The sequence below is a fragment of the Dyella marensis genome (assembly GCF_049532885.1).
Classification (GTDB): domain Bacteria; phylum Pseudomonadota; class Gammaproteobacteria; order Xanthomonadales; family Rhodanobacteraceae; genus Dyella_D; species Dyella_D marensis.
The window spans coordinates 4,409,835-4,428,661 of record NZ_CP064029.1; the positions used below are offsets into that span (position 1 = coordinate 4,409,835).

General features: G+C 69.5%; 20 protein-coding genes. 9 read left to right on the forward strand and 11 right to left on the reverse strand.

Translation table 11 applies throughout. The annotated features are described in order from the left end of the window. Positions 1-51: 51 nt before the first annotated feature. Complete coding sequence (locus tag ISN75_RS19270) at positions 52-351, reverse strand: hypothetical protein (RefSeq protein WP_167258589.1); 300 nt, start codon at positions 349-351, stop codon at positions 52-54. A gap of 197 nt (positions 352-548) precedes the next feature. Between ISN75_RS19270 and ISN75_RS19275 the strand changes: the two genes are divergently transcribed. Further along, positions 549-1,115 (forward strand): cysteine dioxygenase, encoded by a 567-nt coding sequence (locus ISN75_RS19275; protein ID WP_243868253.1) that lies wholly within the window; start codon positions 549-551, stop codon positions 1,113-1,115. A gap of 46 nt (positions 1,116-1,161) precedes the next feature. Beyond that, positions 1,162-2,529, forward strand: a complete 1,368-nt coding sequence (locus tag ISN75_RS19280; RefSeq protein ID WP_167258591.1) for an FAD/NAD(P)-binding protein — start codon at positions 1,162-1,164, stop codon at positions 2,527-2,529. Between the two features lie 48 nt (positions 2,530-2,577). Here ISN75_RS19280 and ISN75_RS19285 read toward each other — a convergent pair whose 3' ends face one another. Genes ISN75_RS19285 through ISN75_RS19295 form a run of 3 tightly spaced genes read right to left on the reverse strand, consistent with a single transcriptional unit; the run spans position 2,578 to position 5,897 of the window. Continuing rightward, positions 2,578-3,591: a zinc-binding alcohol dehydrogenase family protein gene (locus tag ISN75_RS19285; RefSeq protein WP_343817645.1), complete on the reverse strand. Its 1,014-nt coding sequence runs from the start codon at positions 3,589-3,591 to the stop codon at positions 2,578-2,580. A 34-nt stretch (positions 3,592-3,625) separates the two neighbouring features. Further along, complete coding sequence (locus tag ISN75_RS19290; protein WP_343203690.1) at positions 3,626-4,684, reverse strand: SDR family oxidoreductase; 1,059 nt, start codon at positions 4,682-4,684, stop codon at positions 3,626-3,628. Positions 4,685-4,703: 19 nt separating this feature from the next. After that, positions 4,704-5,897, reverse strand: coding sequence for an MFS transporter (locus tag ISN75_RS19295; RefSeq protein ID WP_168648206.1), 1,194 nt, complete (start codon positions 5,895-5,897; stop codon positions 4,704-4,706). Positions 5,898-5,995: 98 nt separating this feature from the next. Here ISN75_RS19295 and ISN75_RS19300 point away from each other — a divergent pair, with 98 nt between their 5' ends. Then, complete coding sequence (locus tag ISN75_RS19300; protein WP_168648207.1) at positions 5,996-6,922, forward strand: LysR family transcriptional regulator; 927 nt, start codon at positions 5,996-5,998, stop codon at positions 6,920-6,922. Here ISN75_RS19300 and ISN75_RS19305 read toward each other — a convergent pair. Further along, positions 6,919-7,296 carry a hypothetical protein gene (locus tag ISN75_RS19305; RefSeq protein WP_167258601.1) on the reverse strand — a complete coding sequence of 126 codons (378 nt, stop codon included), beginning with the start codon at positions 7,294-7,296 and terminating at the stop codon, positions 6,919-6,921. The genes ISN75_RS19300 and ISN75_RS19305 overlap by 4 nt on opposite strands. A 184-nt stretch (positions 7,297-7,480) precedes the next feature. Between ISN75_RS19305 and pncA the strand changes: the two genes are divergently transcribed. Further along, complete coding sequence (pncA, locus tag ISN75_RS19310; RefSeq protein ID WP_167258603.1) at positions 7,481-8,131, forward strand: bifunctional nicotinamidase/pyrazinamidase; 651 nt, start codon at positions 7,481-7,483, stop codon at positions 8,129-8,131. Here the strand turns inward: pncA and ISN75_RS19315 are convergent. Both ISN75_RS19315 and ISN75_RS19320 read right to left on the reverse strand, forming a co-directional pair. Next, positions 8,128-8,313, reverse strand: a complete 186-nt coding sequence (locus tag ISN75_RS19315) for a CPXCG motif-containing cysteine-rich protein (RefSeq protein ID WP_167258605.1) — start codon at positions 8,311-8,313, stop codon at positions 8,128-8,130. The genes pncA and ISN75_RS19315 overlap by 4 nt on opposite strands. 15 nt (positions 8,314-8,328) lie before the next feature. Continuing rightward, on the reverse strand, positions 8,329-8,805 hold the full coding sequence (locus ISN75_RS19320) for a putative toxin-antitoxin system toxin component, PIN family (protein WP_343817649.1): 477 nt from the start codon (positions 8,803-8,805) through the stop codon (positions 8,329-8,331). 173 nt (positions 8,806-8,978) lie between these two features. Here ISN75_RS19320 and ISN75_RS19325 point away from each other — a divergent pair, with 173 nt between their 5' ends. Then, entirely contained in the window at positions 8,979-9,908 is a 930-nt protein-coding gene (locus ISN75_RS19325) for a sulfotransferase family protein (RefSeq protein ID WP_168648209.1), read from the forward strand. 6 nt (positions 9,909-9,914) lie between these two features. Here ISN75_RS19325 and ISN75_RS19330 read toward each other — a convergent pair whose 3' ends face one another. Then, a complete protein-coding gene (locus ISN75_RS19330) occupies positions 9,915-10,604 on the reverse strand; it encodes an alpha/beta hydrolase (RefSeq protein WP_167258611.1) in 690 nt (229 codons plus the stop codon). 197 nt (positions 10,605-10,801) lie between these two features. Between ISN75_RS19330 and ISN75_RS19335 the strand changes: the two genes are divergently transcribed. Beyond that, positions 10,802-11,644 carry an META and DUF4377 domain-containing protein gene (locus ISN75_RS19335; protein WP_343817651.1) on the forward strand — a complete coding sequence of 281 codons (843 nt, stop codon included), beginning with the start codon at positions 10,802-10,804 and terminating at the stop codon, positions 11,642-11,644. A gap of 66 nt (positions 11,645-11,710) precedes the next feature. Here ISN75_RS19335 and ISN75_RS19340 read toward each other — a convergent pair whose 3' ends face one another. After that, entirely contained in the window at positions 11,711-12,091 is a 381-nt protein-coding gene (locus tag ISN75_RS19340; protein ID WP_167258615.1) for a YciI family protein, read from the reverse strand. Positions 12,092-12,468: 377 nt separating this feature from the next. Between ISN75_RS19340 and ISN75_RS19345 the strand changes: the two genes are divergently transcribed. After that, the gene (locus tag ISN75_RS19345; protein WP_168648211.1) at positions 12,469-13,806 is read left to right on the forward strand and encodes a carbohydrate-binding protein; all 1,338 of its coding nucleotides are present in this window, start codon (positions 12,469-12,471) and stop codon (positions 13,804-13,806) included. Between the two features lie 136 nt (positions 13,807-13,942). Continuing rightward, positions 13,943-14,650 (forward strand): aspartyl/asparaginyl beta-hydroxylase domain-containing protein, encoded by a 708-nt coding sequence (locus ISN75_RS19350; protein WP_168648212.1) that lies wholly within the window; start codon positions 13,943-13,945, stop codon positions 14,648-14,650. A gap of 12 nt (positions 14,651-14,662) precedes the next feature. On the opposite strand, the gene ISN75_RS19355 is transcribed toward ISN75_RS19350, so the two are convergent. Together ISN75_RS19355 and ISN75_RS19360 are read right to left on the reverse strand one after the other, a co-directional pair. Next, on the reverse strand, positions 14,663-15,667 hold the full coding sequence (locus ISN75_RS19355) for an Hpt domain-containing protein (protein ID WP_167258621.1): 1,005 nt from the start codon (positions 15,665-15,667) through the stop codon (positions 14,663-14,665). Then, complete coding sequence (locus ISN75_RS19360) at positions 15,657-16,337, reverse strand: response regulator transcription factor (RefSeq protein ID WP_208399927.1); 681 nt, start codon at positions 16,335-16,337, stop codon at positions 15,657-15,659. The genes ISN75_RS19355 and ISN75_RS19360 overlap by 11 nt, the downstream gene beginning before the upstream one ends. A gap of 422 nt (positions 16,338-16,759) precedes the next feature. Here ISN75_RS19360 and pgaA point away from each other — a divergent pair, with 422 nt between their 5' ends. Further along, positions 16,760-18,826 (forward strand): poly-beta-1,6 N-acetyl-D-glucosamine export porin PgaA, encoded by a 2,067-nt coding sequence (pgaA, locus tag ISN75_RS19365; protein ID WP_343817655.1) that lies wholly within the window; start codon positions 16,760-16,762, stop codon positions 18,824-18,826. Position 18,827: the final 1 nt, after the last annotated feature.

The following is an 18,827-nucleotide window of genomic DNA, read 5'->3' on the forward strand; positions in this document are numbered from 1 at the left end:
GGGCCGGCCGTTCCGTTCGCAAAGGCGACCGGCCGGCCCCTCACGGCAACTTTATGGCTGCACCGGTTTGTCGATGGCGGGAGCGGCAGGCGCGGGGCGCGTCGCGCGCACCACCAGCCACACCAGCCCGGCGATCATCAGCGCCGGCAGCAAGGCCGGCAGCAGCGCCAGCAAGACGATCGGCGCCATCGCCACCAGCACCACGCCGGCGATCACCACCCCGAGCAAGGCGCCCAGCGCACTGAACACGCCGCCCACGATGGCGAAGGTGAACTTGAACACCACGCCGACCAGCGCGCCGACCAGCCACAGCGCCAGCACCGCCATCACGATCACGCTTAGCACGAACATGAGGTTTCCTCCTGGTGGCGCTCATCCATCCGGCCACGCAGACAGCATGCGCCCGCGGCTTCCTGCGATGCATGGCACGGAAGTCATGTGCCCCGGAAGTCACAGGGCAACCGGGGCGTGCGTGTTACAGGTCCTTAACGGTGCGCATGGTCCACTGCCGCCCGGTTCCAACCGAGCTCCATCGCATGAAGCATTCCATGCACACCCTCAAGGCGTTGCGTGATATCGCTTTCGACCTCGGCGTCGGCAAGCATCCCGACCTCGCCGCCATGGCGCGCGAACTGGGCCGCGTGGTCCATCGCGACGGTGCGGCACTCAACGAAGGATTGAAGGAACTGCGCACGCGCGAGCGCGGTTTCGAGCGCTGGCTGCTGGCCACGCGCGGCAAGCCGGGCGTCAGCATCCTGGTGATGGCGTGGCCGGCCAATCACGCCACGCCCGTGCACGACCACGATGGCCTGTGGGGCCTGGAAATGGCCGTGCACGGCGCACTGGAAGTACAGGCCTGGTCGCGCGACGCGGCCAGCGGCGAGCTGAGCCTCAAGGGCCAGGACTGGCTCGGCCCCGGCGACGCCACCTGGTTCGACGCCGATGCCGGCTATGCGCACCGCTGCCGCAATCTTTCGCGGCACGACACGGCGCTCACGCTTCACGTCTACGGCGGCGATCTGGCAAAGTACCTCGCGTATGAGCGCAGCGCCGAGGGCGACCAGTGGCTCGCCCGGCCGCAACGCGCCGCGATCACCGGCCGGCTGAGCGCCTGAGCGCTTCGGCCTTTCCGCAGCCGGTATCCACCAACAAAGGAGTGGCATGTATCGACGGGTCGCCATCATCGGCGGCGGCGCGGCGGCGGCGACGCTGCTGAGCGAGCTGCTGGACCGCCAGCCGGCGCAGTCCCTGCACCTGGACTGGTTCACCGGCGGCGATGCGCCCGGACGCGGCGTGGCCTACGGCACGCGCTCGGAGCGGCATCTGCTCAACGTGCGCGCGGCTTCCATGAGCATGTTCGCCAGCAAGCCGCGCGGCTTTCTGGATTTCGCCCAGCGCGGCGACCACAGCATCGCCGGCACCGATTTCCTGCCGCGCCGGCTCTATGGCGATTATCTCGAAGCCGAAGTCGAACACGCGCTGGAACGCGCCAAGGCGCTCGGCCATGACGTGCGCGTGATTCCGTTCAAGGTCGACGGCCTGGTGCCGGAACACGACGGCGTCACCATCCTGCAGGGCGAGGAAACCACGCATGTCGACGCGGCGGTGCTTGCGCTGGGCGGCCTGCCGCCGCAGCCGCTGAGCGGCGTGAGCGACGCGGCCATCGCCAGCGGGCGCTATGTGGTCAATCCGTGGTCCTTTCTCGCCCAGGCGCAGCCGGATCCGGCGCCGCGCAAGGTGGTGCTGGTCGGCCTGGGCCTCACCGCCGTCGACGTGGTGCTGGAGCTGGCCGCGCTGTGGCCGAATGCGAGCTTCACCGCGATCTCGCGCCACGGCCTGCTGCCGGAAGCGCACCTGGCCTCGGCCAGCGCGCCCAGCGACGACGGCGCCGACCTGATCGAAGCGATGCAGGCCGCGCCGGATCTGCGCTCGTGGATGCGCCTGCTGCGCGACGCCATCGCGCACAGCGAGGACTGGCGCGTGGTGATCGACAGCATGCGTCCGCACACCCCTGCGCTGTGGCAAGCCCTGCCGCAGGAGGAGCGCGCCCGCTTCCTGCGCCACGCGCGCTGGGCCTGGGAACGCGCGCGCCATCGCATGGCGCCGCAGGTGATGGCGCAGATGCAGGCGCTGGAACAGGCCGGCCGCTTCCGCCGCGAACGCGCGCGCCTGCATGCGGCGGACGTGGAAGGCGACCATCTGCACCTGAGCATCACGCCCACCGGCAGCAGCACGCCGCAGGCGCTGGATACCGACCTGGTGATCCAGACCATCGGCCTCAACACCGACGTGCGCCGCACCGGCCACCCGCTGGTAAGCCAGCTGGCGACCAACGGCCACATCACGCCCGACCCGCTGGGCCTGGGCTGCGCCGCCACCACGGAAGGCCGCCTGTGCCACGACGGCGAGGCCTGGCCGCATCTTTATGCAATGGGCAGCCTGCTGCGCGGCACGTTCTGGGAATCGACGGCGATGCCGGAGATCCGGCAGCAGGCAAGGCAGATGGCGGATCGGTTGCTGGGCAAGTAGAAAGCCCGTCATTCCGGCGCAGGCCGGAATGACGGTCGAGCGTGAGGTTTACGAACCCCAACCGCCCAACACCAATTTGCCGATCGCGCTGCCACTCTCCAGCCGCTCGTGCGCGCGCCGCAGATTCGCCGCATCGATCGAACCGACGTGCTCGCGCAAAGTCGTGCGCAACACCCCCGCGTCGACCAGATCCGCCACTTCATTGAGCAGCTGATGCTGCGCCTTCATGTCCTCGGTCTGGAACAGCGGCCGGGTGAACATGAACTCCAGCGACAGGCTGCGGCGCTTGAGCAGGCCGATGTCGAGCACGCCGTCAGGATCGTCGATCAGGCCGAACTTGCCCTGCGGCTTGAGCAGCTCCACCAGCACCGGATAGTGCTGCTCGGTATGCGTCAGGCTCAGCACGTAGTCGACGCCCTGCGGCACCACCGCCAGTACCTGCGCCTTGAGGTCGCCGCGATGGTCGACCACGTGATGCGCGCCGAGCTCGCGCACCCACTCCTGCGTTTCCGGGCGCGACGCGGTGCCGATCACCGTGAGGTTGGTCAGACGCCGCGCCAGCTGCACCGCCATCGAACCCACGCCGCCAGCCGCGCCCACGATCAGCACCGCGCCGGTATGCGCCGCGTTGCCGCGCGCGATGGCGAAGCGGTCGAACAGCAGCTCCCACGCGGTGATGGTGGTGAGCGGCAGCGCCGCGGCCTGCAGCATGTCCAGCGTGCCGGGCTTGCGGCCGGCGATGCGTTCGTCCACCACCTGCAGCTCGGCATTGCTGCCGGGGCGGTCGATGGCGCCGGCGTAATAGACCTGGTCGCCGGGCTTGAACAGCGTGACCTCGCCGCCCACCGCCACCACCGTGCCGGCCGCATCCCAGCCCAGCACCTTGTCGGCGCCCTGCGGATCGACGCGCTGGCGGATCTTGGTATCCACCGGATTCACCGACACCGCCTCCACCCGCACCAGCAGGTCGCGGCCGCCGGGCCGGGGTTCCGGCAGGGTGACGTCGAGCAGGCTTTCGGCATCGGTGATGGGCAGCGAACGGCGGTAGGCGACGGCTTTCATGGCGACTCCGGAATCAAGTAAGGGGATGGCCGGTTCAAGGGATGATCCTGCGCCGGCGGAAATCGTCGAACAAGGCGGCGAACATGGCGCGCGTATCCACGTACTCGTGGAAACCGAAGCGGCGCGCCTTGGAGCCGTCGCCGAACATGTCGTAGTCCCAGGAGAACACGAAGTCGGCGAAACGCCACGACGATACGTCGGCATACGCATGCGGCTCCAGTGCATGCCGCGCCTGCATCTGCCGCCACAGCGGCTCCTTGTCGGCCATCACGCTGTCCAGCGACAGGGGCAGCGGCGGTGCGGTTTCCAGTTCGAAATACCTGGCGATGAACGGCCACATCTCGTTCCAGCGGAACAGGTCGCCGTTGTTGATGTTGAAGGCCTGGTTGGCGCAGCGCGCATCGGTGGCGGCCCACACGGTGGCGCGCGCAAGCAGGCCGGCATCGGTCATTTCCAGCAGGCGGTCGTAGGCGCCGGGCTTGCCCGGAAAACGCAGCGGAATGCCCAGCTCCTTCGACATCGACGCATACACCGCGATGGCCAGCGCCAGATTCATCGGATTGCCCAGCGCAAAGCCGCCGACCACCGACGGACGGATCGCCGTCCAGCTCCAGGCCTTGCCCTGCTGGCGCGCTTCCAGCAAACGCTGCTGGTCGTGCATGAATTCCGGCGGCATGAAGTGCGCGTCGGTTTCGCGCGCCGGCGTCTTGAACGGGCCGAGGTGGCCGCCGTAGACCTTGTAGCCCTGCATCAGGCTCACGTGCTGCAGGCCGTTCGCCACCGGCTCGATCGCGTCGAGCACGTGGCGCAGCATGGCCACATTCGGCGGCACCAGTTCGGCCCAGCTGGGGCGGTCCTGGTAGGCGGCGTAGAACACGTGGGTCACGTCGCCCAGCGGCGCGAGCTTGGCCTGCGTGTCGGCGGCATCGAGCAGGTCCACCGCGATATGGCGCACGCGTTCGTCCGAGCTGCCGCCGCGGCGCGAAAGGCCGATCACGCGCCAGTCGTCCAGCGTGCGCAGATGGTCGATCAGATTGCGGCCGATGACACCTTGCGCCCCGACCACCAGGGCGGTCTTGATCTGTGTGCTCACGAGAGTTCCTTCGAAAGAATCAGGCATGGACCGCGCAGGCGGCCGACGCGGCGCGGCGCCGTTCCAGCGCCATGCTCCACACGGTGACCAGCAGGCCCAGCGCGGTAACGGCCGCGCCGGCAAACCCAAGCGCCGGCAGACCGGGGCCGCGGTCGATCACCGCGCCGCCGATAAACGCACCGATCGCATTGCCCAGGTTGAACGCCGCGATGTTCAAGGTGGACGCCAGATGCGGCCCATCCACCGCCTGCTGCACCACGCGCATCTGCAGCGGCGGCACCGTGGCGAACGCGGCCACGCCCCATACGAACACGGTGGCGATGGCGGCCATGGAGCTGTGCATGGTCCAGGTGAACGCGACCAGGATCAGCGTCAGCGCGATCAGGATCGCCACCAGCGACGGCATCAGGCGCCAGTCGGCCAGGCGTCCGCCGAGCAGGTTGCCCAGCGTGGTGCCCGCGCCGAACAGCACCAGCACCCAGCCGGTGGCGCCCACGCCGATATGCGACTGGCTCTGCAGGATCGGCGCGATATAGGTGAACACGGTGAACACGCCGCCGAAGCCCAGCACCGTCATGGCCAGCGCCAGCAGCACCTGCGGCTGGCGCAGCACGGCCATCTCGCGGCGCATGTCCGGCGCATGCAGGTCCGGCAGCGCCGGCACCAGGCGCCACACGCCGAGCGCCGCGACCACGCCCAGCACCGTCACCGCGCCGAAAGTGGAACGCCAGCCCGCCCACTGCCCCAGGAAGGTGCCGAACGGCACGCCCAGCACATTGGCCAGGGTCAGCCCGGCGAACATCAGCGCGATGGCGCGGGCGCCCTGCCCGCGCGGCACCACGTGCGAGGCCACCACCGCGCCGATGCCGAAGAACGAGCCATGGCAGAACGCCGCCACCACCCGCGCCAGCATCAGCACCGCATAGTTGGGCGCGACCGCGCACAGCGCATTGCCGGCGATGAACAGGCCCAGCAGCGCCAGCAAGGCATTGCGGCGCTCCATGCGGGCGGTCAGCGCGGCCAGCAGCGGCGCGCCGGCCGCCACGCCCAGCGCATAGCCGGACACCAGCAGGCCGGCGGAAGGAATGCTCACCCTGAGGTCCGCCGCCACCTCCGGCAGCAGGCCCATGATCACGAACTCGGTGGTGCCGATGGCGAAGGCCGCCACCGACAGAGCCAGCAGGGCGGCCCTGGAATGGTCGTGCGAAGTCATCTGCCTGCCTTGGGGAAAAGGGAAGCAGCACTGTGCTGCTTGCCGGATCGGACGGGAATTGCCGAAACTGCGCAATCATCTTTTCCGGAAAATTGAAGATGGTCGAACTCGAGGACATGCGCCTGTTCGTGCGCGCGGTCGGCTCCGGCAGCCTGTCCGCCGCCGGGCGCGAGCTGAACCTGTCGCCGGCCGTGGCCAGCAAGCGGCTGTCCCGGCTGGAACAGGCGCTGGGCGTGCGGCTGCTCCAGCGCAGCTCGCGCCGGCTGGCCCTTACCGGCGAGGGCAACTGCTACTACGAGCGCTGCGTCGGCATCCTGGCCGACCTGGACGACGCCAACGCCGCCGTGCGGCTGGGCCAGCTGGAAGTGCGCGGCGCGCTGCACGTGTCCACCGCGCTGGACCTGGGCCGGCAATACGTCGGCCCGCTGGCGGCGCAGTTCGCCGCGCTGCATCCTGAGCTGCGCATGCGCATCAGCGCCTCCGACGCCATGCTCGACCTGTTCGAGCACGGCGTGGACGTGGCCGTGCGCAGCGGCGCCATGGCCGATTCGCGGCTGATCTCGCGCCGCGTCGCGCTCAACTACCGGGTGGTGTGCGCGGCGCCGGCCTACCTGGAGAAACACGGCCGTCCCACGGACACCGGCGACCTGGCCCACCACGCCTGCCTGATGCTGCACCGCCCCGGCCGCGGCATCCTGCCGTGGATGCTGCAGACGCCCGAGGGGCCGCGCCCGCTGCGGCTGGACGCCGCGCTCACCACCGACAGCGGCGACCTGATGCGCGAGCTGGCCATCGCCGGCCATGGGCTGGCGTTTAAATCGATCTGGGATATCGCCGCCGACGTGCGCGCCGGGCGGCTGGTGCCGGTGCTGACCGACTGCGCCATCCAGGAAGCGCATATCTATGCGATCTATCCCAGCCGCGACTACCTGCCGGCGCGCATCCGCCTGTTCGTCGACCATCTGCAGGGCGCCATGCAGGCGCAGGAAAACGAGGTGCTGGGGCTGATCCAGCGGCGGGCTTAGGCGTCCTTGTCGTCGTGCCTGCGCCGGAACAGCAGGCGCGACAGGAACACGCCCGCCGCCACGCCGAGGAATTCGAAGAACACGCGGGTGCCGACGCCGTCGAAATCGTGCACTTCGGCCAGCTTCACCTTGAGGAACTGGATCGATTCCACGCGGCCGTAATTGAAATACACCATGTCCCACAGGTCGCCGCTGGCGGTCAGCAGCAGGGCCAGCATGCTGGACCAGCCGGTACGCATGCCGTGGGCCCAGTCGTTGCGGTTGCCGATCCAGTTGAACAGCGCATACAGCAGGAAAGCCACCACCGCCGAGATGGCGCCGGCCTCCAGGCCACCGACGATCCCGTAGCCCATCCACGATTGGTCGTAATGCATCTGTATCCCGCTGTCCCGCGTAACCGTTTGCGCATTATGCCTGCAAGGCGGGGATTTCCTCCGGATGTGACGCAGTGCCGGTCGGCGGCCCTCAGCGGTCGGCCCGACGCCCACCGCGTCACACCTCAAGCCGCGGTGGTAGGGCTAGACTCAGCCACCGAGACACCCTGCCCGCGACACCTCCATGCGATACCCCATCAGCCAACGCGCCGCCCTTATCGTTGTGGACGTGCAGCCGGACTTCATGCCCGGCGGCAGCCTGGCCTGCCACGAAGGCGACGCCATCGTGCCGGGCATCCGCCGCCTGCTGGACAGCCGCGCCTTCCGCCATGTGGTCGCCACGCAGGACTGGCATCCGCGCGGGCACGTGTCCTTCGCCAGCAGCCATCCCGGCCGCGCACCGTTCGAACGCATCCCGCTGTACGGCCACGCGCAGACCTTGTGGCCCGAGCACTGCGTGCAGGACACGCCCGGCGCCGCGCTGCATCCGGCCATCGATTGGTCCAGGCTGGATCTGGTGGTGCGCAAGGGCTGCGACCCCCGGGTCGATTCCTACAGCGGCTTCCGCGAGAACTACGGCCCCAACGGCACCCGCCCCAGCACCGAGCTGGCCGACTGGCTGCGCGGGCGCGGCGTGGACGAGGTCTACGTATGCGGCCTGGCGCGCGACGTGTGCGTGCTGTGGACGGCGCAGGACGCGGCCGCGCTCGGTTTCACATCCCACGTGCTGTGGGATCTCACCCGCCCGGTCACGCCGGAGAGCGACCTGGCCACGCGCGCCAAGTTCGACCACATGGGCGTGGGCGTGATCGAGACGCTGCCGATCGCGGCTTAAGCGTCGTCCTCGCGCGCCGCGCGCACGCTCGGCGCGCCGTCTTCGTCCAGCGCCACGCTGAGCACGATCGGGCGGCAGCAGACCTGGCAGTCCTCCACATAGGTCTGCCCCTCGACCGAGTCGTCGACATAGATCTCGATCGCTTCGCCGCAGTAAGGGCAATAGATCAGTACCGGTTCCATGGCGGCGACCTTAGCTCAAGCCTCGCCCGGCTGCGCGCGCAGCCAGTCCGCCGGCGTCGCGATCGCAAACAGGCCGTCGCGCAAGGTGCGCCGGCCCAGGCGCAGCACCTCCTTGTCCTTGCTCAGCAGCCAGGCCGCGCCGGCGGCGAGCGCGAGCTCCAGGAATTTCTGATCGTCCGGATCGGCGCAGCGCGGCAGGCGGATGCCTGGCGCTGCGTTCGATGCTTCAGCGGCCAGACGAATCCAGCGGTCGTGCTCGTCCAGCGCCGCCTGCTGAGCCGCCTCATCCAGCGCCAGCCGCGGATAGGCCAGCACGCGGCGCCATTCCTCGCGGCAGGCGGCATCGGTCACCGCTTCCACCGCACCTTCCGCCAGCGCGCGCGCCAGGCGCGCCACCGCGGGATCGCGGAACACGAACAGGTCGAGGCAGACATTGGTGTCCAGCACCACGCGGTGCATGGCGCCGCGCGCACCGGGCGCAGAAACGGACATGAACGTGGCCGGCCGGAGAACGCCGGCACGGTAGCGGGGATCGTGCGTGCTGTCGAACCGCGCGGCGCAGGTTTTTGAACCTGGCATCTGTCAACGCATCGTGGAATCCTGCGTTGGTCGCTACTCATGGCCATGACGTCCGTGGCCACGCGTTCCCCGGGGAAGCCTTCGCGATGAAACGAACCTTTGTGGTCGGCTGCCCCCGCTCCGGCACCACCGTCGTCCAGGCCATGCTGGCCCGGCACCCCGCCGTGTTCTCGCTGCCGGAGACCGGTTTCTTCGCGCACCTGCACGGCAACCTGGCTTGGCGCTGGGGCGATGCACATGCCAGGCACCGCGCGCCGCGGCTGCGCCAGCGGCTGGGCTTCACCCGCAAGCACGAGCGCGAGCTGTTTCTCTCCCTGCAGCGCATCACCACCGCGGCGCCCGACGCGCTGCCGCGGCCGTCGCTGCGCATGCATACCTTGCAGCGCCGCTTTGTCCGCCTGCTCGACGAACTCGCGCTCGCCGCGGAACGCGGCATGTGGCTGGAGAAGACGCCGAACCACTTGCTCTATCTGCCGGAGATCGAAAGCCTGGTGCCGGATGCGCGCTTCGTGCACGTGATCCGCCCCGGCGCGGAAGTGATCGCCTCGCTGATCGACGCCAGCCTGCTGTTCGACGGCAGCGACGACGCCTTCGGCGGCGGCGCGGTGCATTGGGCGCGGCGCTGGAATCGCGCGGTGCAGATCCACCGCAGCTATATGAGCCATCCGCGGCATTACCTGCTGTTCCTGGAAGACCTGATCGCCCAGCCGCAGCAGGAATGGAAGCGGCTGTGCCGCTTCCTCGAACTCGACCCCGCGCAGTCGCTGGACGACAACTGCACCCAGGTGATCGCCGACCTCGATCAGGAACCGTGGAAGCGCCGCGCGCTCAACGGCCGCCTGCACGCGCCGCAAAGCAAGGTGGACAGCCTGTTCGGCCCCAAGGTGCAGCGCTGGCTGCAGGCCAAGCTCGCCTCCTACGACGAGCTGCGCGCGCAATGGCTGCAGGCGCGCGGCGCGCATGAACCGCACGCGGTGCCGCGCAACGTGGTGGCGCTGGGCTCCAGCGGCGCCTGATCCGCGCTAGAGCTGTTCGACCGCCTCTTCGATCAGCGCCGCCAGCTCGTGCGGATACGCCGCCAGCGAGGCATGGCTGGAGGCCAGTTCCACGGTCTTCTTCGCGCCGATGCGCTGCGCCATCCATTGCTGCGTCTGCGGCGGAATCATGTGGTCTTCCAGCGACACCTGGTACCAGCTGGGCAGCTGCTTCCAGGCGGGTGCGCCGGCCGTCTCCTCGAAGCAGCGCACGGCGGTGGGCTTCTGCGCGGCGGCCATGATCAGGGCCGCGTCGTCGCCGAGATCCTGGCAGAAGCTTTCCTTGAACAGCTTGCGATCCAGCCACAGGAAGCCGTGCGGGTCGGGACGGATCGCCTTGGCGCCGGCGGGCTGTTCGTCGCGGCCGAGCAGGGCGCCGACCGCTTCGCCTTCGTCGGGCGCAAAGGCCGCCACATATACCAATCCCACCACCTGCGGCGCGCTGCCCGCGCCTGAAATCACCGCGCCGCCGTAGGAATGGCCGACCAGCAGCACCGGCCCTTCCTGCATCTGGACCAGGCGGCGGGTGCGCTCGATATCGTCGGCCAGCGAGGTGAGCGGGTTCTGCACCGCGCTCACGCGATAACCCTTCGCATGCAGCACCGGAATCAGCTTGCTCCAGTGCGAACCGTCGCCCCAGGCGCCATGCACCAGCACGATGCTCGGTTTCTTGCTCATGCGAATTCCTCTGCGGTCGGAGGGATGGCCGGTCGGCCTGACGCGCCAAGGGAGCGCAGGCGGCGTGAAGCCTCCGTCATGACGAAAGCGCAACGCCGGCTATGGCATATGCGCCGGACACGCGGACGCGTGCGCCGCCGTGCGCCAACCCCATGGTGCCGCTGCCCGCGTTGAACGACGGTCGATAAGGAGAAGCCATGAACCACCGTCCCCTGCTGCTCGCCCTGCTCCCGCTGGCCCTGGCCGCCTGCTCGCAGACGCCGTCCAATCACGCCAACCCCGCCGCGTCGGCATCCGCTGCCACACCCGCACCTGCCATCGCCACCACGGCATCGACCTTCGATGCCGGCATCCTCGCCCGCTATCACTGGCGCCTCAGCGCCGCCAGCGCGGCCGACGGCAAGCGCATCGACGCGCTGTTCGCGCGCCCCGACCGGCCGCTGCAGCTGGATTTCGTGCGCGACCGGCTCAGCGTCAGCAACGCCTGCAACCGCCTGGGCGGCCATTTCGAAGTGGAAAGCGGCCGGCTGAAGCTCGGCGCCATGGCGCAGACCATGATGGCGTGCAGGGACAAGGCGCTGGCCGCTCTCGACGGCGCCATCTCGCAGCGCCTGCAGCAGCAGCCGCGGGTGAGCGTGCAGAGCGAAGGCGACGCGCCGAAGCTGAGCCTGGCCGCGGACAACGGCGACACCCTGGTCTTCACCGGCGAACCCACCGCGGAGACACGCTACGGCAGCGCAGGCGAAACGGTGTTCCTCGAAGTGGCCGCCGAAGCCAAGCCCTGCAGCCATCCGCTGATTCCCAACAAGCAGTGCCTGCAGGTGCGCGAGCGCAAGTACGGCCAGAACGGCGTGGTGCAGAGCACCGGCGAATGGCAGCCGCTGTACCAGGACATCGAGGGCTATACGCACGAGCCGGGCATCCGCAACGTGCTGCGCGTCAAGCGCTTCACCCTCAAGAATCCACCGGCCGATGCGCCTTCCACCGCTTATGTGCTGGACATGGTGGTGGAGTCGGAAATCGCCTCGAAGAAAAAATAAGCCGACGCGCCAAAACAAAACGCCCACCCGCCGTGCACCGGCGGGTGGGCGTTTTCGCATCCGCGCTCAAGCCGCGACGCTGACGCGCTCGCGCTCCGCTTCCAGGCTGGCCACCGGGCGCACTTCGATGCTGCCGATGCTGGCCCAGGGGAAAGACTTGGCGATCTCGATCGCTTCGTCCATGTCCCTCGCTTCGATCAGGTTGAAGCCGCCGAGGTATTCCTTGGTCTCCGCGAACGGGCCATCCACGATGGTGGTGTTGCCCTGGCGGATGCGCATGGTGCGCGACTGCCTGGGCGCTTCCAGCTTCTGGCTGTCGAGCAGGATGCCCTTGCGCTTCAAGTCGTCGGCCTTGTCCAGGCAACCGCGCATCATCGTGTCGAACTGCCCGTCCGGCAGCTCGGCCAGCATGCTGTCGTCGCAATAGATCATCACCAGGAACTTCATGGTCGTCCGCTCGCGTCGTGGGGAGGACCGCGATGGTAGTACATCCCTCCGCCGGTTCTTGCGGCCGCCTGGCACGCCGGCTGATAACGTTGTCAAATTTCACCTGATCGTCACGCCATGCGCGTCCCGCCCGCGTTCGCGGCCATGCGCAGGATTTCGCGTGCTGCGCCGCAGAAGCGCATTTCCCGCCCAGGTTCACAGTTTGCCGGGACAACAGAAGACAACGTTGTCAGTACCAGGGCGCATGCCGACTGCCCAAGCACGCGCAGCGGCCCGCAAGCGACGGGACAAGGCCGGCGTCCTTCCCTCGGGGACACCGGCCCGGCGGCGCCCTGGCCAATCACTACGCCGCGCCATCAAAGAGAGGAGAACGTCTTATGCATGCCAAGCAACACGTGGGATCGCGCACGTTGTCGGCGGTCCTCGGAAGCACCGCCAGCGCCCTCGCCTATGCCTGCCTGCTCAGCGCCGCGCCGGTATCGAATGCCATCGCGCAATCGCTGCCGGCCTGCGCGGCGGCGTGGAGCGCCGGTACCGTCTACGTCGGCGGCGACGTCGCCAGCGAGAACGGCGTGAACTACAAGGCCAACTGGTGGACGCAGGGCAACGACCCGGCCACCAACAACGGCGGCGCCGGCAGCGGCCAGCCGTGGACGTCGCAGGGCGCCTGCGGCGGCTCGGGTGGTGGCGGTGGCGGTGGCGGTGGCGGTGGAGGCGGCGGTGGTGGTGGCGGCACGCCTCCCCCGCCCCCGGGCACCGGCGCCAACCTGCTGTACAGCCCGTACAAGGACGTCACCATCAATCTCAACTGGAACACCAACACCATGCAGACCGCCGCGGCGACCGGAACGGCGATCCCCGTGGTCGGCAGCGGCAGCCTGTATTCCAACTACGTGCATAACCTCAGCGCGATCACCCTGGCCTTCGCCACCGGCGAATGCGGCAGCGAAAGCTGGGGCGGCATTCCCGGCGCCACCTTCGCCAGCGTCAACGTCGCGGCGCTCTCCAATGCGGGCCTGCCGTACGTGGTTTCCACCGGCGGCGCGGCGGGCAGCTTCACCTGCGGCAGCACCTCCGGCATGGCCAACTTCCTGGCGCGCTACTACACGCCGCAGATGCTGGGCGTGGATTTCGACATCGAAGGCGGACAGTCGCAGGCGCAGATCAATGCGCTGGTAGCCGCGGCGGCCTATGGCCAGTCGCTGCATCCGAGCCTGCGCTTCTCCTTCACCCTGGCCACCCTGGCCGCGTCCGACGGCAGCTATGGCGGCGTCAACAGCCTGGGCGACATGGTGGTGCGCGCGGTCAAGGCGAATCCGTCGTTGACCAACTACACCATCAACCTGATGGTGATGGACTACGGCGCCGCCGGCCCGTCGATCTGCGTGGTGAGCAATGGCGTGTGCGACATGGGGCAGTCGGCGATCCAGGCTGCCAGGAACCTGCAGCACACCTATGGCATTCCACTGAGCAAGATCGAGCTGACCCCGATGATCGGCTTGAACGACAACACCGCCGAGACCTTCACCCTGGCCAATACCGACACGGTGGTGAGCTATGCGGTGAGCAACGGCCTGGCCGGCCTGCATTTCTGGTCGCTGGACCGCGACACGCCCTGCGCCAATGCCGGCTATGCCTCGCCCACCTGTAATTCGGTGCCGAGCACGTCGCCGCTGCAGTACACCAAGCGTTTCCTGTCCGACCTGGGTCGCTGAGCCCGGGTGTGCGGGGCGGCCAGGCCGGCCGCTCCGCACTTTCCTGCTGCTTTCCTGCTGCGCCACGGCGTTACGATGCAGTCACCTTTGGACGAGTATTGCTGCACGTTCCAAGGGCACGGAAACCATCGCCGCCATGAGCCGCCTGTACGACCTCTCGTCGCAAGCGCTGCGCGCACTCTACGACGCCCGCGTCGGCACCCCGCCGGTACTCGACCTGGCCGAACGCTTTCCCGACGGCCAGCGCTTCGCCGACGCCTGGACGGCGCTGCGCGACGAGGCGCTGGCGCTCACCACGCACCTGCAGGCGGTGCCGCGCTTCCACGAGCTGATGGCCGAGCAGCGCGCCATCTCCGACAACGACGGCCACGACTGGCGCATGTACCTGCTCAAGGTCTACGGCAACGACGTGGACGAACACATGGCCGCCTGCCCCCTCCTGGGCGAACTGGTACGCACCTCGCCGGACGTGCTCTCGGCGACGCTTTCGTTCCTGGCCCCGCACAAGCACATCCCGCGGCACCGCGGACCATTCAAGGGCGTGCTGCGCTACCAGCTGGGCCTGTCGGTGCCGGTGCGCGAAGACGGCCAGCCGGCCGCGGTGCTGCGGCTGGCCGACCGCGATTACCGCATCGGCGAGGGCGACGCCATGCTGTGGGACGACACCTTCCCGCACGAGGTATGGAACGACAGCGACCAGTGGCGCATCGCCCTGCTGCTGGACGTGCGCCGCCGCCAGCTGCCGCCGGACATGGCCCTGCTGTCGCGCCTGCTGATCGCCGGCATCGGCGCGGTGGCGCGCCGGCGCCTGCCGGCCATGGTCGCCGCCGGCAGGAACGGCTAGGCCGGGAAACCGTCAGATCGACGCGCAGCGCAGCGCGTCTTCCAGCACCGACAGCAGGCGCTGCAGCCGTATGGGGTCCGGCACGGTGCGGCGCGCGGCGGACTCGATCCGCGCGGCCAGCGCGCAGACGTCGTGCTCGCCCAGCACCACGGTGCCGCCCTTGATGCGATGCGCATGGCGCACCACCGCCGGCCAGTCCGCCGCCGCCAGCGCGGCGCGGATCGCCGCCGCATCGCGCAGGCCTTCGCGGAAGAACACGGCGACAGCTTCGTTCTCCTGCGGCGGCGTGCCCGTGCAGAACCGCTGCAGTTCGTCCAGCGACCAGGGCCACTCGACCCAGGCATCGATATCCGCCGGCGCCGGTGCGGGCGATACGGCGACGTTGCGCAAGCCGGCGATGCGCGCCGGCGCATGGCCGTCCTTGCGCTCCAGCAGGCGCAGCGAGGTGACCAGCGCCACGCGGTCGACCGCGGCCGCGCCGCCCAGCCACACCAGCCCGTAGTGCCCGGCGATGGAGGCGCCGGCGACCGATGCGTCCGCCGCCGTATCGCACGCCACGCCCAGCCGGGCGAACTGCGCGGCCAGGATGCGGCGGCGCGCGGGATGATCCTCGACCAGCAGCGCGCGCTCCCGCCCCACGGGCGGTACGGGCGCCTCGGTCGCCTCGCTGCCGGCGACATCGAGCTCGAATGAAGAACCCGCCGCCGGATCGTCCGCATAGGCCTCCACGCGCAGCCGGAACGCCCCCTCGTGCGACGTCCCGCGCCACAGCGCGAGCTGGACGCTGCCCGCGCCCGCGCGCAGGGCGACGCCTTCCAGCGCCAGATCCAGCAGCTGGCGCAGGCGGGGCTCGTCGAGGCTCAGCCAGGGCAAGGCGCCGCAGGGCAGCTCGATGCCGGCATCGATACCCATCTTGCGCAGCCGGCGTGCCTGCGCCTGCACGCAGGCGCGCGCCACGGCCAGCGCATCGCAGCGCCCCATCGCGTAGGTGGCGGCGGACGACGCTCTACGCCGCATTGCGCGCCTGCAGCACGTGTTCGCGCATCTTGAACAGCTCCGCATCGCTCAAAATGCCCAGCTTCTTGTAGGCGGTGGACTTCTGCGTGCTGATGGTCTTCAGGCTGCGATTGAACTTGATGGCGATCTGGCTCACCGACATGCCGTCCAGGAAACAGCGCACCACCTCCCACTCGCGCGGCGACAGCGGCGATTGCCGGCGCGTCGGCAGCGCCTTGGCCAGGAACGGCGGCAGATAGGTTTCGCCGGCCACCACGCGGGCGATGGCGTCGGCCATCTCCGCGGCCGGCTGGTGCTTGGCGAAGAAGCCGTTGGCGCCTTCGCGCAGCAGCATGTTCACGGTGACCCGCTGGCAGTGCCCCGACACCACCAGGATGCGCAGCTCCGGATAGCGCGAGCGCAGCGCCTTGACCAGGGCCATGCCGTCGAGGTCGTCCTGGCCCAGCGCGTAGTCCAGCAGCACCACGTCCACCGGAATCTCGGCCAGCATGGTGCGCAAGGTGCGGCTGCACTGGTGGCTGCCCACCACGGTGACCGCGCTGACCTGGCGCAGGTGCGAGACCAGGCCCTTGAGGATGAATTCGTGGTCGTCGAGCAGGGCGACGCGGATCAGGTTGCGCTGGTTCTTGCGGGTCAATGCAGGGGCTTGGTACGTGTTGGGAAAGTTCATGACGGGCACCTTGTTGAGGACCATGCGGACCAGGCGCGGCGCAATCCGCGGCTGCATGAAAATTGCAGCACGCACGCAAGCGCGGCATCCATGGGATTTCTCTGAAATGCCTGCTCTTTGCGATGTTCGTTGCCTAGGACTTTTCTGATTCCGCCGGGGTACCGATCCGGGAAAACTCTTCCTCACCGGCGACCGGCCCACGACCGCTACGGTGGTCCAGGGCAGACGACACGGCTCGCCAGATGCCTTCCCGCATGCCACGGACGTCATGCGTCGACCCTGTGTCGGAGGCAGGCCGCGCTCTACCCCGGCGCGGCCTGTCTGGAAACTTTTCGATGCCGCTCGACCCGCGCACGACGCGAATGCGTCCCCAAGGCCACCGGCCGGCGCCGTCCGACGAGCGCCACAGCAGCAGCGCAGCCATGTATCCAGTACCGCCCCGACAACGCGACCGTTCCGCGCCAGCCAGGACCGGCCGCGGCGCGGGGTGCGCGGCGCTGGCTACGCTGGCTTTCGCGCTCGGCGGCGCCTCCCTGCATGCAAGCCCGGCGAATGCGCGCGACGAGCTGCTGTCGCGCGCACGCTCGCAGCACGAAGCCGGCCATCGCCTCGAGGCGCTGGCCGCCTGCGAAGACCTGCTGCTGCGCTGGCCCGCCGATGCGGACGCGCAGCGCCTGCGCATCGCGCTGCTGGCCGAACTCGGCGCCGCCGGCCGCGCGCTGGAACTGGCGCAGCAGTTGTCCACCCCGCTGCCCGCCGCCGAACTGGCCCGGCTCCAAGCCGACGCTGCCGCGCACCAGGCGCGCTGGGCGCAGGCACTGCCTGCCGACACGCGCCATCCCTATGTGGAAGCCGACCGCGCGCTGAGCGTGCGCGGCGAGTCGTCCGCCGACGATGCGATCGCCGCGGCCGACCGCATGATCGCCCTGGCACGCGCCTCGCGCAGTGCCGAAGCCGTCGACGCCTATCGCACGCTGAGCCGCCGCGGCAGCGCGCTGCCGGCCTATGCCGACACGCCGGTCGCCGATGCCCTGCTGCTGCAGCGCCAGCCGGAGCAGGCCATTCCGCTCTACGAAGCGGCGGCGCAGGCGCACTCCGGCCCGTATTCCGAAGATGAAGCCGATCCGCGTATCGGCCTCGCCCATGCTTATCTCGAAGCCGGCCGCCATCGCCAGGCGCGGCAGTGGATCGACGGCGTCGCCGCCAGGGAACCGGCGTGGCTGCCTTCGCCCGGTTCCCTGCGACCGCGCGCCAATCCGCACAAGACCGAGGCCGATCTGGCCGCCGCCCTGGTGCGCCAGGAAACCTGGCTCTATCGCGAAGCCTGGCAGCGCCTGCACACGCTGCGCGCGGAAGGCCCGGCCAACGCGCCGGTGTGGAACCAGCTGGCCGACGTGGAACGCGCGCGCGGCTGGCCGCGCCGCGCGGAAAACACGCTGATGGGCGCGGCGGGCCTGGACCCGGACGACACCTCGATCCGCCTCGGCGCCATCGAAGGCTGGCGCGATTTGAACGACTTCCCGCACGTGGAACCGGCCATGCGCGAACTGGAAGCCGTGGTGCCGCGCGAGCCGCAGGTGCAAGTGGCCCGCAAGGCCTGGGATCGCCAGCGCGGCTGGCAGTTCGACCTGGAACACGATCGCGGCCGCGGCGGCTCGCCCAACTTCGGCGATGCCGACCACGAGACCCAGGCCACCCTGCAAAGCCCGCTGCTCGACGACCGCTGGCGCCTCTACGGCATCACCCGCCTGGCCTTTGCCAACCTGCCGGAAGGCCACGCGCAGCGCGAACGCCTCGGTGTCGGCCTGCGCGGCTATGCGCGCGGGCTGGAAGCCTATGTGCAGCTGCTGCCCGCCGTGGGCGGCGCCACCCGCCGCACCGCGGTGGAAGCCGGCCTGCGCTGGCTGCCGGACGATCACTGGACCTATGCGCTGGACTGGAGCAACACCGGCGACGCCGACGTGCCGCTGCGCGCGCACTACTACGGCATCGCCGCGCATGCGCTCGACGCGTCGGCGCAATGGCGCGCCAGCGAGCTGAGCGCGATCAAGCTCAGCGCCAGCGCCGACCGCTACAGCGACGGCAACCGGCGCTACGGCTGGGAAGCGGCGTGGACGCAGCGCGCCTACACCGCGGCGTGGTTCACCGTGGACGGCGGACTGCAGGCCGGCGCCACGCGCAACTCGCGCAGCGACGTGCCCTATTACAGCCCCTCGTGCGCGCGCTGGGCCGCGTTCACCGGACGCCTGGAAAACCTGCTTTACCAGCGCTACGAGCGCAGCTGGAGCCATCGGCTGGAGCTGTCCTTCGGCAGCTACGACGAATGCCGCTACGGCAGCGGCTGGATGGCGAGCGCGCACTACGGCCAGCGCTGGGCGCCGCGCGGCGGCCTCGCCTTCGGCTGGGGCATCGGCTGGAACAGCCAGCCTTATGACGGCAAGCGCGACAACCGCGTGATGCTCGACCTCACCGTGCATTGGGGCGAATGAC

Coding starts and splice junctions, on each gene's coding strand:
- ISN75_RS19315 (WP_167258605.1), bottom strand. CDS start 8,313: ATGGAACCGGTACTGATCTATTGCCCTTACTGCGGCGAAGCGATCGAG.
- ISN75_RS19270 (WP_167258589.1), bottom strand. CDS start 351: ATGTTCGTGCTAAGCGTGATCGTGATGGCGGTGCTGGCGCTGTGGCTG.
- ISN75_RS19320 (WP_343817649.1), bottom strand. CDS start 8,805: ATGTCCGTTTCTGCGCCCGGTGCGCGCGGCGCCATGCACCGCGTGGTG.
- ISN75_RS19360 (WP_208399927.1), bottom strand. CDS start 16,337: ATGAACTTTCCCAACACGTACCAAGCCCCTGCATTGACCCGCAAGAAC.
- ISN75_RS19295 (WP_168648206.1), bottom strand. CDS start 5,897: ATGACTTCGCACGACCATTCCAGGGCCGCCCTGCTGGCTCTGTCGGTG.
- ISN75_RS19340 (WP_167258615.1), bottom strand. CDS start 12,091: ATGAAGTTCCTGGTGATGATCTATTGCGACGACAGCATGCTGGCCGAG.
- ISN75_RS19335 (WP_343817651.1), top strand. CDS start 10,802: ATGAACCACCGTCCCCTGCTGCTCGCCCTGCTCCCGCTGGCCCTGGCC.
- ISN75_RS19345 (WP_168648211.1), top strand. CDS start 12,469: ATGCATGCCAAGCAACACGTGGGATCGCGCACGTTGTCGGCGGTCCTC.
- pgaA (WP_343817655.1), top strand. CDS start 16,760: ATGTATCCAGTACCGCCCCGACAACGCGACCGTTCCGCGCCAGCCAGG.
- ISN75_RS19350 (WP_168648212.1), top strand. CDS start 13,943: ATGAGCCGCCTGTACGACCTCTCGTCGCAAGCGCTGCGCGCACTCTAC.
- ISN75_RS19330 (WP_167258611.1), bottom strand. CDS start 10,604: ATGAGCAAGAAACCGAGCATCGTGCTGGTGCATGGCGCCTGGGGCGAC.
- ISN75_RS19305 (WP_167258601.1), bottom strand. CDS start 7,296: ATGCATTACGACCAATCGTGGATGGGCTACGGGATCGTCGGTGGCCTG.
- ISN75_RS19275 (WP_243868253.1), top strand. CDS start 549: ATGCACACCCTCAAGGCGTTGCGTGATATCGCTTTCGACCTCGGCGTC.
- ISN75_RS19285 (WP_343817645.1), bottom strand. CDS start 3,591: ATGAAAGCCGTCGCCTACCGCCGTTCGCTGCCCATCACCGATGCCGAA.
- ISN75_RS19325 (WP_168648209.1), top strand. CDS start 8,979: ATGAAACGAACCTTTGTGGTCGGCTGCCCCCGCTCCGGCACCACCGTC.
- ISN75_RS19300 (WP_168648207.1), top strand. CDS start 5,996: ATGGTCGAACTCGAGGACATGCGCCTGTTCGTGCGCGCGGTCGGCTCC.
- ISN75_RS19280 (WP_167258591.1), top strand. CDS start 1,162: ATGTATCGACGGGTCGCCATCATCGGCGGCGGCGCGGCGGCGGCGACG.
- pncA (WP_167258603.1), top strand. CDS start 7,481: ATGCGATACCCCATCAGCCAACGCGCCGCCCTTATCGTTGTGGACGTG.
- ISN75_RS19355 (WP_167258621.1), bottom strand. CDS start 15,667: ATGCGGCGTAGAGCGTCGTCCGCCGCCACCTACGCGATGGGGCGCTGC.